Origin of the sequence: Streptomyces inhibens, from assembly GCF_003389455.1 — a bacterium.
Taxonomy (GTDB): domain Bacteria; phylum Actinomycetota; class Actinomycetes; order Streptomycetales; family Streptomycetaceae; genus Streptomyces; species Streptomyces inhibens.
On the sequence record NZ_QUAC01000192.1, the window covers coordinates 1 to 15,691 of the forward strand.

General features: G+C 70.8%; 14 protein-coding genes. 6 read left to right on the plus strand and 8 right to left on the minus strand.

Going from position 1 to position 15,691, the window contains the following annotated elements; translation table 11 throughout:
• Window positions 1-710: SWIM zinc finger family protein (locus DY245_RS23785; protein ID WP_483409822.1), on the minus strand; the 710-nt coding region annotated here is incomplete at its 3' end.
• Complete coding sequence (locus DY245_RS23790) at window positions 707-3,859, minus strand: DEAD/DEAH box helicase (RefSeq protein ID WP_128509270.1); 3,153 nt, start codon at window positions 3,857-3,859, stop codon at window positions 707-709. The genes DY245_RS23785 and DY245_RS23790, both read right to left, overlap by 4 nt.
• A gap of 148 nt (window positions 3,860-4,007) precedes the next feature.
• On the opposite strand from DY245_RS23790, the gene DY245_RS23795 reads away from it, so the two are divergent.
• Entirely contained in the window at window positions 4,008-4,190 is a 183-nt protein-coding gene (locus DY245_RS23795) for a hypothetical protein (protein ID WP_128509271.1), read from the plus strand.
• A 567-nt stretch (window positions 4,191-4,757) separates the two neighbouring features.
• Here DY245_RS23795 and DY245_RS23800 read toward each other — a convergent pair.
• On the minus strand, window positions 4,758-5,540 hold the full coding sequence (locus DY245_RS23800; RefSeq protein ID WP_181923835.1) for a hypothetical protein: 783 nt from the start codon (window positions 5,538-5,540) through the stop codon (window positions 4,758-4,760).
• A 109-nt stretch (window positions 5,541-5,649) separates the two neighbouring features.
• Here DY245_RS23800 and DY245_RS23805 point away from each other — a divergent pair, with 109 nt between their 5' ends.
• Window positions 5,650-6,084: a hypothetical protein gene (locus DY245_RS23805; RefSeq protein WP_128509273.1), complete on the plus strand. Its 435-nt coding sequence runs from the start codon at window positions 5,650-5,652 to the stop codon at window positions 6,082-6,084.
• Between the two features lie 102 nt (window positions 6,085-6,186).
• Complete coding sequence (locus tag DY245_RS23810; RefSeq protein ID WP_128509274.1) at window positions 6,187-7,083, plus strand: oxygenase MpaB family protein; 897 nt, start codon at window positions 6,187-6,189, stop codon at window positions 7,081-7,083.
• Window positions 7,084-7,107: 24 nt separating this feature from the next.
• On the opposite strand, the gene DY245_RS23815 is transcribed toward DY245_RS23810, so the two are convergent.
• Both DY245_RS23815 and DY245_RS23820 read right to left on the minus strand, forming a co-directional pair.
• Entirely contained in the window at window positions 7,108-7,719 is a 612-nt protein-coding gene (locus DY245_RS23815) for a class I SAM-dependent methyltransferase (protein ID WP_128509275.1), read from the minus strand.
• Complete coding sequence (locus DY245_RS23820) at window positions 7,716-9,200, minus strand: purine-cytosine permease family protein (protein WP_244943216.1); 1,485 nt, start codon at window positions 9,198-9,200, stop codon at window positions 7,716-7,718. Before DY245_RS23820 ends, DY245_RS23815 begins: the two co-directional genes overlap by 4 nt.
• A gap of 316 nt (window positions 9,201-9,516) precedes the next feature.
• On the opposite strand from DY245_RS23820, the gene DY245_RS23825 reads away from it, so the two are divergent.
• Complete coding sequence (locus DY245_RS23825) at window positions 9,517-10,131, plus strand: GTP-binding protein (RefSeq protein ID WP_128509276.1); 615 nt, start codon at window positions 9,517-9,519, stop codon at window positions 10,129-10,131.
• Between the two features lie 51 nt (window positions 10,132-10,182).
• Here the strand turns inward: DY245_RS23825 and DY245_RS23830 are convergent, their stop codons facing one another.
• On the minus strand, window positions 10,183-10,611 hold the full coding sequence (locus DY245_RS23830) for a PPOX class F420-dependent oxidoreductase (RefSeq protein WP_128509277.1): 429 nt from the start codon (window positions 10,609-10,611) through the stop codon (window positions 10,183-10,185).
• Between the two features lie 168 nt (window positions 10,612-10,779).
• Between DY245_RS23830 and DY245_RS23835 the strand changes: the two genes are divergently transcribed.
• On the plus strand, window positions 10,780-11,187 hold the full coding sequence (locus DY245_RS23835) for a roadblock/LC7 domain-containing protein (RefSeq protein ID WP_128509278.1): 408 nt from the start codon (window positions 10,780-10,782) through the stop codon (window positions 11,185-11,187).
• Between the two features lie 89 nt (window positions 11,188-11,276).
• Window positions 11,277-12,164, plus strand: a complete 888-nt coding sequence (locus DY245_RS23840; RefSeq protein WP_128509284.1) for a DUF6397 family protein — start codon at window positions 11,277-11,279, stop codon at window positions 12,162-12,164.
• On the opposite strand, the gene DY245_RS23845 is transcribed toward DY245_RS23840, so the two are convergent.
• A complete protein-coding gene (locus DY245_RS23845) occupies window positions 12,095-12,964 on the minus strand; it encodes an acyl-CoA thioesterase (RefSeq protein ID WP_128509279.1) in 870 nt (289 codons plus the stop codon). The two genes, DY245_RS23840 and DY245_RS23845, sit on opposite strands and share 70 nt — an antisense overlap.
• Before the next feature lie 52 nt (window positions 12,965-13,016).
• A complete protein-coding gene (locus DY245_RS23850; protein ID WP_128509280.1) occupies window positions 13,017-15,530 on the minus strand; it encodes a DEAD/DEAH box helicase in 2,514 nt (837 codons plus the stop codon).
• Between the last annotated feature and the right edge of the window lie 161 nt (window positions 15,531-15,691).

Here is a 15,691-nt window from a genome sequence, read left to right on the forward strand (position 1 = left end):
GCGGGCAGCGGCGGCAGGATGTCGCGCGCCGCGTACGCCTCGGCGGCCGGTACGCCCGCCCCGGGCCGCTCCGCCCCCGCGTCCCCGTCCGCAGGCAGCTCCGCCCGCGCCGCGCTGCGCGCCTGCAACTCGTCCAGCAGCTCCTGCTCGCCCCGGCCACGCAACAGCAGCAGTACGAACGGATCCTGGTCCAGCAAGCGCGCCACCTGATAGCACAGCGCGGTCGAATGCGCGCAGTGATCCCACGCCCCGCAGCTGCACTCCGACTCCAAGTCGCCGATGCCCGGCAGCAGTTCGATCCCCGCCGCGGCCGCGTCCTCGACGAGGACCGGCGGCATGTCACGGTCCAGCAGCGCCGCGATATGCCCGGCCCGGTCCGCGACCAGGTCCAGCAAACGGTCCCAGTCCGCCTCGCTCAACTGCTGCAACAGCACATCGGAACGGTGCCGCGTATGGTCACGATCCTGGACGACCGCGGTGATCCGGCCGGGGCGCACCGACACCGCGCCGACCGCACCGGCCCGCGCATGCTGCCGGCCCAGCTTCACCTGGGCGCCGTCCAGCGCGGTGTCCTCCAGCGCCTTCAGCCAGGCCTGCCCCCACCAACTCCGCGCAAAGGCGCGGCCGCGCGCCGCCGGCAGCGCGGCGAACGTCCGCTCGGGGCCGGTCGTGCCCTGATCCATGGATTCCGCTTCCTCGGATGTGTTCATCGCTCGCTCCCTCGCAGTGCGACCAGGTCCGTCAGCTCGGCGTCGGTGAGTTCGGTCAGCGCGGCCTCGCCCTCTCCGGAACCCAGTACCGCATCGGCCAACTGCTGCTTACGGGAGAGCATTTCGGCGATCCGGTCCTCGATCGTGCCCTCCGTGATGATCCGGTGGACCTGCACCGGCTGGGTCTGGCCGATGCGGTACGCACGGTCCGTGGCCTGTGCCTCGACCGCCGGATTCCACCAGCGGTCGAAGTGCACGACATGCGCCGCCCGAGTGAGGTTCAGCCCCGTACCCGCCGCCTTGAGCGACAGCAGGAACACCGGCGCCGCACCGTCCTGGAAGCGCTGCACCATCTCCTCGCGGCGGGCCACCGGCGTCCCGCCGTGCAAGAACTGCGTGGGCACCCCGCGCGCCGCCAGATGGGCCTCCAACAGCCGCGCCATCTGCACATACTGCGTGAACACCAGCACGCTCGCGCCCTCGGCGAGGATGGTGTCCAATAGCTCGTCCAGCAGCTCGACCTTCCCCGAACGCCCGGAGAACCGCGCCGCTCCCGCCGCCGGCCCGCCCTCCGCCACCTGCTCCTTCAGATACTGCGCAGGGTGGTTGCAGATCTGCTTGAGCGAGGTGAGCAGTTTGACCACCAGCCCGCGGCGGGCGAACCCGTCCGTCCCGGCGATCTCGTCGAGCCCCTCGCGCACCACGGCCTCGTACAGCCCGGCCTGTTCCTTCGTCAGCGCCACCGCACGGTCGGTCTCCGTCTTGGGCGGCAGCTCCGGCGCGATCCCCGGATCGGACTTACGACGGCGCAACAGGAACGGCCGCACCAGCCGGGCCAGCCGCTCGGCCGCTGCGCCCGCCTCGGGGGACGCCGCCACACCACCCTCGATGGTCTGCGCATAGCGCGTACGGAACCGGCCCAGCGGCCCCAGCAGTCCGGGCGTCGTCCAGTCCAGGATCGCCCACAGCTCCGACAGATTGTTCTCCACCGGGGTACCGGTCAGCGCCACCCGGGCCTTGGCCGGGATGGACCGCAGCGCCTTGGCGGTCGCGGAGAAAGGATTCTTGATGTGCTGCGCCTCGTCCGCGACGACCAGCCCCCAGCCCGCCTCCGCCAGCTTCTGGGCATCGAGCCGCATCGTTCCGTACGTGGTGAGGACGAACTCGCCGTCCGCCAGATCCGCCAGACTGCGCCGCCCGGCATGAAAGCGGCGCACCGGCGTGCCCGGCGCGAACTTCTCGATCTCCCGCTGCCAGTTGCCCATGAGAGAGGTGGGGCACACGACAAGCGTGGGACCGGCGGACTCGCGATCACCCTGCCGATGCAGATGCAGCGAAATCAGCGTGATCGTCTTCCCCAGCCCCATATCGTCGGCGAGACAGGCGCCCAGCCCCAGCGACGTCATCCGGTGCAGCCACCCCAGACCGCGCAACTGGTAGTCCCGCAGCGTCGCGGTGAGCGCCGCGGGCTGCCCGACGGCTACGGCGTCGGCGCCCTCCGGGTCGGCGAGCCGGTCACGCAGCCCGGCCAGCCAGCCGGAGGCCTGCACCTCCACCCGGCCGCCGTCCTCGTCCTCGGCGGTCCCGGTGAGCGCGGCCCCCAGCGCGTCGAGCGGCGTGACCTTGCGGTCCCGGCGGTCCCGGGCGGCCCGCACCGCCTCCGGATCGATCAGCACCCACTGGTCGTGCAGCCGCACCAGCGGCCGCCCGGCCTCGGCAAGCCGGTCCAGCTCCGCCTTGCCGACCTCCTGACCGCCCACCGCGAAGCGCCAACTGAACGAAAGCAACGCATCCGCGGACAGCAGCGAAGGAGCCCCTGACTCCCTCCCCGGCATCCCGCCCGCCCCGTCCCCGTCCACCGCATCGGCCGGCCCCACCACGGCCCGGCTGGTCAGTTTCCGCGCCAGCTCCTTCGGCCAGTGGACCTGCACCCCCGCGGCGGCCAGCGCACGCGACGCCGGCCCGAGCAGCTCCGCAACCTCCTCGTCGGCGAGCTCCAGCGCACCGGGCACGGCCGCCGACAACAACGGAGTGAGCGGCGCCCACGCGTCCGCCGCACGCCGCAACGTGAGCAGCGTGTCCATCCGAGCCCGCGGCCCGAACGCCCGCCCCGCCGCCGATGCCCCCGCCCACACGTCGGCGGCATCCGCGACCAGCGTCGGATCGGTGAGGCTGTGCAACTGGAGGACGGCGACGAAGGTGATGGATGAGTCGGCGGGAGCCACGTCGACGGCACGAGTGGTGTCGGCGGTACGACCCGCGCCGACCGCATGGGCGTCGTCGGTGGTACGGGCCTCGCCGGTGGTACGGGCCTCATCGGTGGTACGGGCCTCATCGGCGACCCGATCGGCCTCGCCGGCGGTACCGACCTCGCCGTGCAGGCCGAGGCTCCGCGGCGCCTCCGCCCCACCCGGCCCCTCCGCCCCACCCAGCCCCTCCGCTCCGAGAACCTCCACCCGCAGCGAGATCCGCACCCCCGCGTCATGCCCCGCGGCGACGTCCGCGGCCCAGGCGCGCTGCTCGGGGATGTGCTGCGGGGCGGACACCGCGAAGGCCGGCGCACCGGTGGCCAACGCCGCGGCGGGGGAGCGTGGCAGCCCGTCCGCCACCGCGTCGAGGAAGGCCCGCACCTGCCGCTCAGGGTCCGGCAGCTCCACCGGGTCGGTGTCCGGGAGCGGGGTGGCATGCGCGTACGGCGGCATCGCGGCGGCCAGATCACGCAACCGCTCGATGTCCGCAGGGTCGAGCGGACCCAGCCGCCAGGCGTCATACCCGGCGGGGCTCACGCCGGGCAGCAGCCGGCCGCGCGCGGCGAGCTGCAGCGCCAGTACGGCCGCGGCCCCCCAGAAGGCGGCCGCCGGATGGGTGCCCCGAGCGGCCCGCGCACGCGTGAGTACGGGCACCGCGTCGGCAACAGGCACCACCAGAGCCGGGACCTCGCACACCGAGATCCCACCGTCCTCATCCGGCAAAGCCACGCTCAACTGCTCAGCAGCCGACGCACCCCCGCTCACGTCCTCCATGGGCTCGCCATCAGGACGCCAGAAGGCGACCCGGCCGGCTCGTGGCGGATCCGACGGCAGAAAGACCGCCGCGCAGCGGGAGAGCTCGGAGAGCTGAGCGGGTGTGACCGCGGGCAGGGATGTCACTGGGTCCAGAACTCCTCAAGTTTGACTACTGGCGTCTGGAGCGCCCGAGGGTACAGGACGGCAGACCCTGGAATGGAACCTGCGGCGGGAAAACGGCGTTCAATGGAGTACACAGAGCGCGGCATGCGCCGCGGAAGGGGCGTGAAGGATGTCCACACAGGCGAAGGTCGCGATCGGCGGCGTCGCGGTGGGAGTGATCCTGCTGTGGCTGCTGCCCTTCTGGGCGGCCGTATTGGTCATGGTCGGAATCCCGGCCGTCGCGTATCTGACGCTCGACCCCTCCCAGCGCCGCCGCCTGCGCCGCGCCAGCCGCAAGCAGATCGGCCGCTGACCGGAAGGTTGTTTGTGGCTGGGCCGGGTTCGCTGTCGCTTGGTGGGTGGGGGGCCGGAGGGGACACCCGGTAACCCGTCCTCGGCGCGGGCGTCTCGGCTCCATGGAGTCGGCACCCCGGCGTTTGCTCCAGGTCCTGCGGGCGGGGCACCGGGTATCCCCTCCGGCCTCCGCGCGTTGGCGACCGTCCCGCCGTGCCGATGACCGTTACGGCCGTGCCGCTCCAGCTCATGGCACGCACTGGCCTCGGGGTGCACTGCACGTGGGCGTCGCGCGCCTTTGTTGCTGTGACGGGCAGTGCCGCCGGGCTGCGGACGGGACGACACGTAGGCCGGAGGGGACGTACCGGGACCCGCCCGCAGGACCTGGAGCAAACGCCGGGGTGCCGATATCTGGGACTCGTGACGCCCGCGCCGAGGACGGGTCCCGGTGCGGCCCCTCCGGCCCCCACGGCAACACGCAACCCCGCAAGGCCCCAGCCCCCACCGACCCCGGCGGCACACACGCAACCCCGCAAAGCGCCAGCCCCCACCGACCCGGCGCAAACCACGCGCAAGCCCCAGTCCCTCACACAGGCCGCACCGCCAACTCGTCAAGCGACGACAACAGACCGGGCAATTCGGGCCCCCGGCCCACCGGATGCACCTCGCCCGGCTCCTCGTCCAGCAGCACGAACGCGATGTCATCGGTACGAGCGACCATGCTCCACCCCGGCCCGTCCACCCGCAGCGTCCGCGCCTCACCGGCCGCGAACGACGACCGCACCCGCCCGGGCGGCGGCGGCTCGGCCACATAGCCGCGCGCCTCCTCGAGCACCCGCCGCACCCCCTCATGCGCCTCGCCCCCCGGCTCCGCAAAGGAGACGTCCCCGTCCACCTGCTCGCGCCACGCCGCCCACTGCATGGCGATCTCGTCCGCACCGAGCCTCCGTTGGGCCGGCCCCCACTCCCCGGCATCCGGCGGTGCGAGCGGCGCCGGATCCCCGTCCTGCGGCTCCGGATCGTGCGGCTGCGGCACCCCCGGCGCCGATACGGCGAGCGCGAGCGGCCAGCCGGGGAGCGCCGCCACGATGCTGCTCTCCGTGGGCGAGAGGTCGTACTCCATACCGCAGTCCCAGGCGGCGATCGCACAGGCCACCAGCGACACATCGTCCGTCGCCACCGTCCAGCGCGCGCCGTCACCGTCCTGTCCGAGGACCAGCCCGTAGCCCTCCGCGTACGGTTCGAGGCCGAGGCCCGCGCACACCTCGGGGTAGTCGTCTCCAAGCACGCTCGGGAACTGCGCGGGCGTCAGCAGCACCGCCGTCAGCACGAACAACTGGTCGTTGTCGGCGCTCTCGGTCGTGGGCACGCGAGCCTCCCCATCCATCCATTCCGGAGTACGTCGGCGCACCCTAATTGGCTTGGTAGGGGCTTGTCACCAGCCGTACGCTGGGCTGATGTGTTTCTACAGTCGGCGGATGCACTTCGTATGCCTCGGCTGCCGGGCCGCGTGGAAGAAGACACCGACCGCGCAGGGCCCCGACCACTGCCCGCAGTGCCGCGGTGAGCTGATCAACGCGGGCGCCGATCTGGCGGTCCCCAAGCGGCGGGACGACGCGGGCTGGCGCGCCCTCGGGGCCGTGCTGCGCGCGGGGCTGACCTTCCACGGCGGCTGCTGCGGTACGGGCCCCGGCTACCGCCCGCGCACTCCCCGCGAGGTCCAGGAGCGGCTGGCGCTCGCCGAACGCACCGGTATGCCCGTCAAGAAGGCGCTGGCCGTGGTGGATCCCCCGCAGATCACGGACCGGTTCGGAGCCGACGCGCGCTCCCCGGGGCGAGGCGCCCGCAGGGCACCGGCGCAACGCGCGAACGGCGTGCCGAACCCCTCACCCGCGACCGCCCGAGCCGACTGATTCCGGCCACCGCACCGCCGGATCTGGCGCCCGTCGCCGTCCTTCAAGTACGGCCCCTGCGACTAAAATTGGCCTTTTGGCAAACGAAGGGACGGATGTCAGGTGCGGCGCTATGACTGGCTGAAGGAGATCCGACGGCTCGACCCGGAGCGTGATTTCCTGCGGATCTACCGCATCATCGCGACCCATGAATTCCCCTGGGACATCACCAGAGCCCTGGAGCTGGCGCTCTACCGCACCTATGCCGTGCCGAGCATCGGCCGACTTCTGGCCGAGACCGCCGAGCTGACGGACCGTACACAAAAGCGCTATGACGATACGGCTCTCCTCCTGGACGCCGTCGTCGAGCACGGTTTCGACGGCGAGGACGGCCGGACGGCGATCCGCCGCATCAATCAGATGCACCGCAGCTACGACATCAGCAACGAGGACATGCGCTATGTCCTGTGCACCTTCGTGGTGGTGCCCAAGCGCTGGCTCGACGAGTACGGCTGGCGTCGGCTGACGGCACACGAACAGCGTGCCGTCGCCACGTACTACCGCACCCTCGGGCGCCATATGGGCATCACCGAACTCCCGCAGACCTACGAGGACTTCGAGCAGTGCCTCGACGCCTACGAGGAGGCGCACTTCGGCTGGGACGAGGGCGCCCGACGGGTGTCGGACGCCACCTTGGACCTGATGGCGGGCTGGTACGGCCCGCTCGCTCCGCTGGTGCGCGGTGCGAGCATGGCCCTCCTGGACGACACGCTCCTGGACGCCTTCCGTTACGAGCGGCCCAAACCGGCGGTCCAGAAGGTCGTACGCGGCGCCCTGAAGCTGCGCGCCAAGGTGGTGCGGCTGCTGCCACCGCGCCGTAACCCGCACTACGCCCGCCAGAACCCCGAGATCAAGGGCTACCCGAACGGCTTCCGGGTGGCCGAGCTCGGCACCTTCCCCACCTCCCGCCGCACGGGCAGCTGCCCGGTCCCGCACGCCGAGGGCCCGGCGGCGTCCTGAGACAGGGGCGCCGACGGCCGGGCGTCACCGCCGGCGGACCGCCAGCGCCAGATAGCGCGAGTCCTTGTCCTCGTACCGCATCAGCTCCCAGCCGCAGTCGGCCAGCAGGGGCTGCAGATTCGGCTCCGCGCGGAGGTCGTCAGGGGTGATCGGGCGGCCCTTGCGCGCGGCGAGGGCCGCCCGCCCGATGGGGTGGAAGAGGGCCAGCCGGCCACCGGGGCGTACGACCCTGGCCAGTTCGGTGAGGCCGCCCGCCGAGTCCGGCAGGTGCGAGATGAGCCCGGCGGCGAAGACGGCATCCAGCGCGGCGCCGGGCAGCGGCAGCCGGGTCACGTCCGCGAGCAGCAGCGCCGCGTGCCGGCCGCGTCCGGCGCGCACGGCGGCGTGCAGCATCTCGGGTGTGAGATCCGCGCCCAGCACCGTCCCGCGCGGTCCCACGGCGTCCCGCAGCGCGGGCAGCGCGCGCCCCGTGCCGCAGCCGGCGTCCAGGACCCGGTCGCCTTCCTGGAGGCCGAGTTCGGCCGCGCCCGTGGCGTAGGCGGGGCCGTCGTCGGGGAACTTCGTGTCCCAGTCGGCGGCGCGCTGTGCGAAGAATGCCCGCACCTCGTGCGGCCGGTCGGCGTGGTGGTCGGTCATCGGGCTCCTTCGGTGGTGGACCGGTCGGCGAGGGCGGCGGTGCAGGCGTACAGGGCTCCCGCGACGGCCAGGGCCACCACGACGCCGAGGTTCATGGCGCCCAGCGTGCCGCGCGCGGCGCTGTCGGTGAGCAAGAAGCCCACGGCCTTGGCGATATGGGGGTCGGCGGAGGTGATCAGACCCAGTCCGACGACGGTGGCGACGGCGAGCGAGAGGACGGCCGGCCGGCCCAGGGTGCGCACGGTCGCCAGATCGAAGCCGGTGCGGCGGCGGCGCCACTGCTCCACCAGGAAGACCGCCGTCCAGGCGGCCATCGCCACCCCGATGATGGAGAGGAACGCCTGGAACGTGGCGAAGAAACTGGGGGAGACGAACAGCACGTACCAGCCGCCGACGGCCATCAGCGCACCGTCCACCAGGACGGCGAGATGCCGGCGGACGGGGATGCCCAGGGCCAGCATCGACATGCCCGAGCTGTAGATGTCCATGATCGCCCCGGAGGCGAAGCCCCCGATGGCGGTGAGCAGATACGGCACCAGGAACCAGGTCGGCAGCTCGGCGGCGAGGGCGCCCACCGGGTCGGCGGCCGCGGCCGCGGCGAGCTCGGGGTCGCCGGCGTTCAGCAGCACCCCGAAGACCAGCAGCACCAGCGGGGGCAGCACCCCGCCCAGCGTGGTCCATCCGGTGATCGCCCGGCCGCTGCTCGTACGGGGCAGATAACGGCTGTAGTCGGCGCCGCAGTTCACCCAGCCCAGCCCCAGGAGCGTCATCGCGAACACGATGCCGCCGACGAACGTGCCGAGGCCGCCCGACGGGCCGCCCCCGAGGGCGGACGGGTCGATGCGGTCGGCCATCAGCACCATGTACACCGCGGTCAGTACGGTGATCGCCGCGGTCAGATACTTCTGCACCTTCATGATCAGCGCGTGCCCGAAGATCCCGACGACCACGACCGAGATGGCGGTCACCACGAAGCACAGCGCCTGCGCGGCCGTGGTGGGCGTCCGCCCGTCGGCCTGGGCGAAGGTGCCGGGCGCCACACGCGCCAGGATCGCTGATCCGCCCAAGGAGGAGAGCGCGACCAGCACGGTCTCCCAGCCGACGTTGGAGACATAACTGAACAAGGTGGGCAGTTTGTTGCCGTGCAGCCCGAAGGACGCCCGGCCGATGGCCATCGTGGGCGCACCCGTGCGCGCGCCGGCGATCGATATCAGGCCGACCAGGAGGAACGACAGCACATAGCCGATGGCGCCGGTGACGATGGCCTGCCAGGGGTTGAGCCCGAGGCCCATGAGGTAGATCCCGTAGGCGACGCACAGCAGGGACAGCCCGGATGCGGCCCATGGCCAGAACAGGGACCGGGGGGTACCGTGCCGCTCGGACTCCGGCACCGGACCGATGCCGTTGCGTTCCACGGTGCCCATCGGGGCGTTCGCCGCGGCGGGTGGTCCGTGCCGCTCGTGTGACTGCTGCTGCGTCATGGCCTCATGATCCCGCAAGGGCCCGCCGAACGGTTGGGCACCTGCCTTCTGCTGCCTTCTGCGCGAAGTGACCGACCGGCTGAGGTCCTGCGGCGGCGCCTTGTGCCGGTCCGGCTACCACAATTGTCAGGGTCGCTGGGTTTCTTGATCGGAACACATAGCGGCTTTGGCGATTTCGAGGAAATCCCGATCAGTGGAGGGTACGGTCCTCGCCATGGATTTCGGACGGCGCTCTGCCGCCGAAGGCTCCCCTCGTCGAGCCATGGATCCGCATACCCCGTAACGCGCAGGACCCGCATCCTGAAGGAGACGGCTGATGAACGCCGCACAAGGGGCCCCGGAGGGCGCAGCCCCGGACCCCGACCCCGAGTTGGCCCTGAAAATCTTAGTCGCGGGCGGCTTCGGGGTGGGCAAGACAACCCTGGTGGGCTCGGTCAGTGAGATCCGCCCGCTGCGCACCGAGGAAGGCCTCAGCGAGGCGGGTGAGAGGGTGGACGACACCGGGGGAGTGGACAACAAGGCCACCACCACGGTGGCGATGGACTTCGGCCGCATCACCATCAGGGACGGGCTGTCCCTCTACCTCTTCGGAACCCCGGGACAGGACCGCTTCTGGTTCCTGTGGGACGACCTCTCGGAGGGCGCGCTGGGCGCCGTGGTGCTGGCCGACACCCGGCGGCTGCAGGACTGCTTTCCGGCGGTCGACTACTTCGAGCGCCGCGCGATCCCGTTCCTGGTAGCCGTCAACTGCTTCGCGGAGTCACGCTCCTACGGCGCCGACGAGGTGGCGCGCGCCCTGGACCTGGACCGCGGCACCCCGGTCGTGCTCTGTGACGCGCGGGATCGCGACTCGGGCAAGGAAGTGCTGGTCCGGCTGGTGGAGCACGCCGGGCGGCGGCACTCCGCCCGGGTGCTGGATTCGGTGGGGTGACCGGCGGCCGGACGTGGCGCGGGTGCCGGACGGCCCGCGCCACGCACGCCCTCAGCTCGCGATGTCCGCGAGGGCCACGACCTTGTCGATCTTGACCCGTACCACCAGCTCACCCGGAACGCCGTTGCGGGCGCCGTACTCCTCCGCACGGTCCTCGCCCATGTAACGGGCCGCGATCCGGGTCGCCCAGTGGCGCACATCCGCCAGATCGTCGCTGATCTCCGCCGTCCCCTGTACGACGACGAAGGTGAACGGCGGCCGTTCGTCGTCGATGCACAGTGCCACCCTGCCGTCGCGGGCGAGATTGCGGCCTTTGACCGTGTCCTCACCGGTGTTGAACACCAACTCGTCGCCGTCCATGAGGAACCACACCGGGGCGATGTGCGGGCTGCCGTCCGCCCGTACCGTCGCCAGTTTGCCGGTACGGGTGCCCTCGGAAAGGAACCTCTGCCACTCGTCCTTCGTCATCTTGTGTGCCATGCCGACATCTTCGCCGTGTGGTGCGAGCAAGCGCCGCGTGGCACGCCGGGCCGCAGGGCCGCTTGCCGAGACGGCGGAGGTGGGACAGGCTGGCACGGCAGTCTGCGAACGGACCACGGGCTGCCGTCCGGCCAAGAGTGCGGACGGGGATACGGGGAGGAAGCGGCAATGGCATTGAGCAGCGGACTCGACTGGCTGCTGGACGACCTGACCAAGCGGGTGGAGAAGGTACGGCACGCGTTGGTGCTCTCCAACGACGGGCTGGTGACGGGCGCGAGCGAGGGACTGGCGGGGGAGGACGCCGAGCATCTCGCGGCGGTCGCCTCGGGGCTGCACAGCCTCGCGAAGGGATCGGCACTTCACTTCGGAGTCGGGCGGGTGCGCCAGACCATGGTCGAGTTCGACGACGGGGTGTTGTTCGTGACGGCGGCCGGCGACGGCAGCTGTCTGTGCGTGCTGGCCGGCGCCGACGCCGATCTGGGCCAGATCGCCTACGAGATGACGCTGTTGGTCAATCGCGTCGGGGAGCATCTGGGCGTCGCGGTACGGCAGCCGGAAAGTTATCCACAGGTCTGAGGCGAGGGTTGACGCACTGTCATCGCCTGCGGCTACAGTCGTCACTTTCAGTGATCGACCGAGTTGCCGGGGGAACCGACATGACAGTGATGTGCGACGGGCAGCAGACGCTCGCGATGGGCCGAGCGGCCCGTGAACTGGAGCTGAGGACCGGCGAGTTCGAGCTCGCCACCCAGCTCGGAGAGGTACGAACGATCCCGGCCGGGGCCGATAACCGGCCGGGAGGCGCCGGAGCGTCCGGCGGGCGCCGGGTCCCGGCCGAGGAGATCGCCCGGCTTCAGGCCGAGCCGGGCTTCCCGGACGCGCTCCGCGAGCGCATCCGCACGGTCAGCACGACCGAGGCGGCGCAGCTGATGGGCATCGGCCCCGGCCGGGTCCTGCGCCTGACCCGAGCCGGCTGCTTCAGCCCCGTCCGGTTCTATGTGAACCGCTACGGCGCGGTGGTCTGGCTCTATCTCGCGTCCGAGGTCACCGAATTCGCCGATTGTGAACCCGATCTGCTGCGGGGCAACACCCCCGCCGCGATGCGGGTGATGCTCGACGGCGGACAGGACTGGCGGGCGCGCCAGTGGCGCAGCCGGCGGATCGCCCAGCTCATGGGACAGACCGACGACCCCTGGGAGTCGGCCGCGGCGATCGCCGCCGTGCTGCCCCCGGAGGAGCTGGCCTCGGTGGCCGAGGACCCACTGGAGCGGTCCCTGCTGCGCCGGCTGCGGCCCACCCTCGCATCCGTGATCACAGTGACCCCGGCCGCCCGGGAGTCCTTCGAACGGGTGCTGACGGCGGATGAGTTCGACGAGGTGCTGTGGTACCGCGTCAACCTCTCCCGGGCCCTCGAAAGGGCCCGCAGGGACGACCCCGGACGGCTGCGCACACTATCCACCGCGGCACCCGTCGCCCGACCGGGTCAGCCGCCGAGCTTCCTGAACAGCCCCTCCTGGACGACCGAGACGAGCAGCCTGCCCTCCCGGTCGTAGATCCGCCCGCGGGCCAGTCCCCGGCTGCCGGTGGCGATCGGCGACTCCTGGTCGTAGAGGAACCACTCGTCCGCGCGGAACGGGCGGTGGAACCACATCGCATGGTCGAGCGAGGCCATGTCGAAGCCGCGCGGCCCCCAGAGCGGCTCGACCGGGATGCGGACCGCGTCCAGCAGCGTCATATCGCTCGCGTAGGTCAGCGCGCAGGTGTGCACGAGCGGATCGTCACCCAGCGGGCCGACCGCGCGCATCCACACCGCGCTGCGCGGCTCGGCGCCCGCGATCTCGTCGGGTGTCCACCGCAGCCGGTCGGCATACCGGAGTTCGAACGGCATCCTGCGTGCCATCCGTTCGAGCGCCTCGGGCAGATGGCGCAGGTGCTCGCGGACCTCGTCCGCGACGGTCGGCAGATCCTCAGGGTCGGGCACTGCCCGGCGCATCGGCAACTGGTGCTCGAAGCCGGGCTCCGGCTTGTGAAAGGAGGCGGTCAGATTGAAGATCGTGCGTCCCTGCTGGACGGCGACGACCCGGCGGGTGGTGAAGGACCGCCCGTCGCGGACCCGCTCGACCTGGTACACGATCGGTACCCCGGGCCGGCCCGGCCGCAGGAAGTACGCATGGAGGGAGTGGACCGGGCGGTCACCTTCCGTGGTCCGCCCGGCAGCCACCAGCGCCTGGCCCGCGACCTGCCCGCCGAATACCCGCTGGAGCGATTCCTGGGGACTGCGGCCCCGGAAGATGTTCACCTCGATCTGCTCGAGATCCAGCAGATCGACCAGCCTCTCGGCAGGATTGGTCATGACCGGTGGCCCTCCGTCAGATCCCTCGGCGGCCTCGGGCGAAGCCGTCGCCTTACAACTGACCCACATCCGTGACCCGCACCACCGCGCGCCCCTCCTCGTCGGAGGCGGCCAGGTCCACCTCCGCGGAGATGCCCCAGTCGTGATCACCGTTCGGGTCGGCGAAAGTCTGCCGTACCTTCCAGAGTCCGTGCTCGGCATCCTCCTCAATTTGCAGCAGCTTCGGGCCGCGCGCGTCCGGACCGGTGCCCAGCTCGTCGTATTCGTCCCAGTAGGCGTCCATCGCGTCGCCCCAGGCATCCGCGTCCCAGCCGGACTCGGCGTCCATCTCGCCGAGCTCCTCGACCTTGTCCAGCGCCGCCAGCTCCACCCGCCGGAACATCGCATTGCGCACCAGCACCCGGAACGCCCGCGCATTGGCCGTGACCGGCCGGACCTGATCGGCCCGCTCCGCGGCCTGGTCCGCCGTCTCCACCTCGGGGTTGGCGAGCTGCTCCCACTCGTCCAGCAGACTGGAGTCGACCTGCCGCACCATCTCGCCCAGCCAGGCGATGATGTCCTGGAAGTCCTCGGACTTCAGATCGTCCGGCACGGTGTGGTCCAGCGTCTTGAACGCACTCGCCAGGTAGCGCAGCACGATCCCCTCGGTGCGCGCCAGCTCGTAGAAGGACGTGAACTCCGTGAACGTCATCGCGCGTTCGTACATATCGCGGATGACCGACTTCGGCGACAGTGGATGGTCGCCGACCCACGGGTGGCTCTTTCGGTACAGGCCATAAGCGTGGAAGAGCAGCTCATCGAGCGGCTTGGGGTACTCGACGTCCATGAGCCGTTCCATGCGCTCTTCGTACTCGACGCCGTCGGCCTTCATCTGGGCCACCGCCTCGCCGCGGGCCTTGTTCTGCTGAGCGGCCAGGATCTGCCGCGGATCGTCCAGCGTGGACTCCACGACCGAGACCATGTCCAGCGCGTAGGACGGCGACTCGGGGTCGAGCAGATCGAAGGCGGCCAGCGCGAACGTCGACAGCGGCTGGTTGAGCGCGAAGTCCTGCTGAAGATCGACGGTCAGCCGGACGATCCGCCCCTCCGCGTCCGGCTCCGCCAGCCGCTCCACGATCCCGCCGTCCAGCAGCGACCGGTAGATCGCGATGGCACGGCGAATGTGCCGCAGCTGATTCCTGCGCGACTCGTGATTGTCCTCAAGGAGCTTGCGCATCGCCTCGAAGGCGTTGCCCGGCCGGGCGATCACCGACAGCAGCATCGCGTGCGTCACCCGGAAACGGGAGGTCAGCGGCTCCGGATCGGAGGCGATGAGCTTCTCGAAGGTGTTCTCACCCCAGTTGACAAAGCCCTCCGGCGCCTTCTTGCGGACCACCTTCCGGCGCTTCTTGGGATCGTCGCCCGCCTTGGCCAGCGCCTTCTCGTTCTCCACGACATGCTCGGGTGCCTGCGCGACCACAAAGCCTGCGGTGTCGAAGCCGGCCCGGCCGGCACGGCCCGCGATCTGATGGAACTCCCGCGCCCGCAGCGTCCGCACCCGCGACCCGTCGTACTTGGTCAGCGCGGTGAACAGCACCGTACGGATCGGGACGTTGACGCCCACACCAAGGGTGTCCGTACCGCAGATGACCTTCAACAGACCGGCCTGCGCCAGCTTTTCGACGAGCCTGCGGTACTTCGGCAGCATGCCGGCGTGGTGCACGCCGATGCCATGGCGGACATAACGCGACAGGTTGCGGCCGAACTTGGTGGTGAACCGGAAGTTCCCGATGAGCTGGGCGATCTCGTCCTTCTCGGCGCGCGTACACATATTGATGCTCATCAGGGCCTGCGCCCGCTCCACGGCGGCGGCCTGGGTGAAGTGCACGATGTACACCGGGGACTGGCGGGTCTCCAGCAGCTCGGTGAGCGTCTCCGTCAGCGGCGTCGTGCGGTACTCGTACGACAGCGGCACCGGCCGCGTCGCCGAGCGCACCATCGAGGTCGGCTTCCCCGTGCGCCGGGTCAGGTCCCCCTCGAAGCGCGACATGTCGCCGAGCGTCGCCGACATCAGGATGAACTGCGCCTGCGGCAGTTCGAGCAGCGGAATCTGCCAGGCCCAGCCACGGTCCGGCTCGGCATAGAAGTGGAACTCGTCCATCACGACCTGGCCGATATCGGCGTCCTTGCCGTCCCGCAGCGCTATCGAGGCAAGGACCTCGGCGGTGCAGCAGATGACCGGCGCATCGGCGTTGACCGACGCGTCGCCGGTGAGCATGCCGACGTTCTCGGTACCGAACAGCTTGCACAGATCGAAGAACTTCTCCGACACCAGCGCCTTGATCGGTGCGGTGTAGAAGGTGACCTGGTCATTGGCGAGGGCGGTGAAGTGCGCGCCGGCCGCCACCAGGCTCTTGCCGGAGCCGGTGGGGGTGGACAGGATGACGTTCGCCCCCGAGACCACCTCGATCAGCGCCTCCTCCTGGGCAGGGTAGAGCGAGATGCCCTGCTGCTCGGCCCAGCCCGAAAAGGCTTCGTAGAGGGCATCGGGGTCGGCGTTGTTCGGGAGATGATCGATGAGGGTCACGCCCCCCATACTGCCTGGCTTCGGCCCCGATCAGGGAACCGGCGATCCAGAGGGAGATCAACCGAAGCTCAGCGGCGGGCCGAGTTCACTGCTCCACGGACCTGCGGGCTCCACCGAGCCGGCCGCGATATCCACCCGCGATCTCCCATTCACAGCCCTGA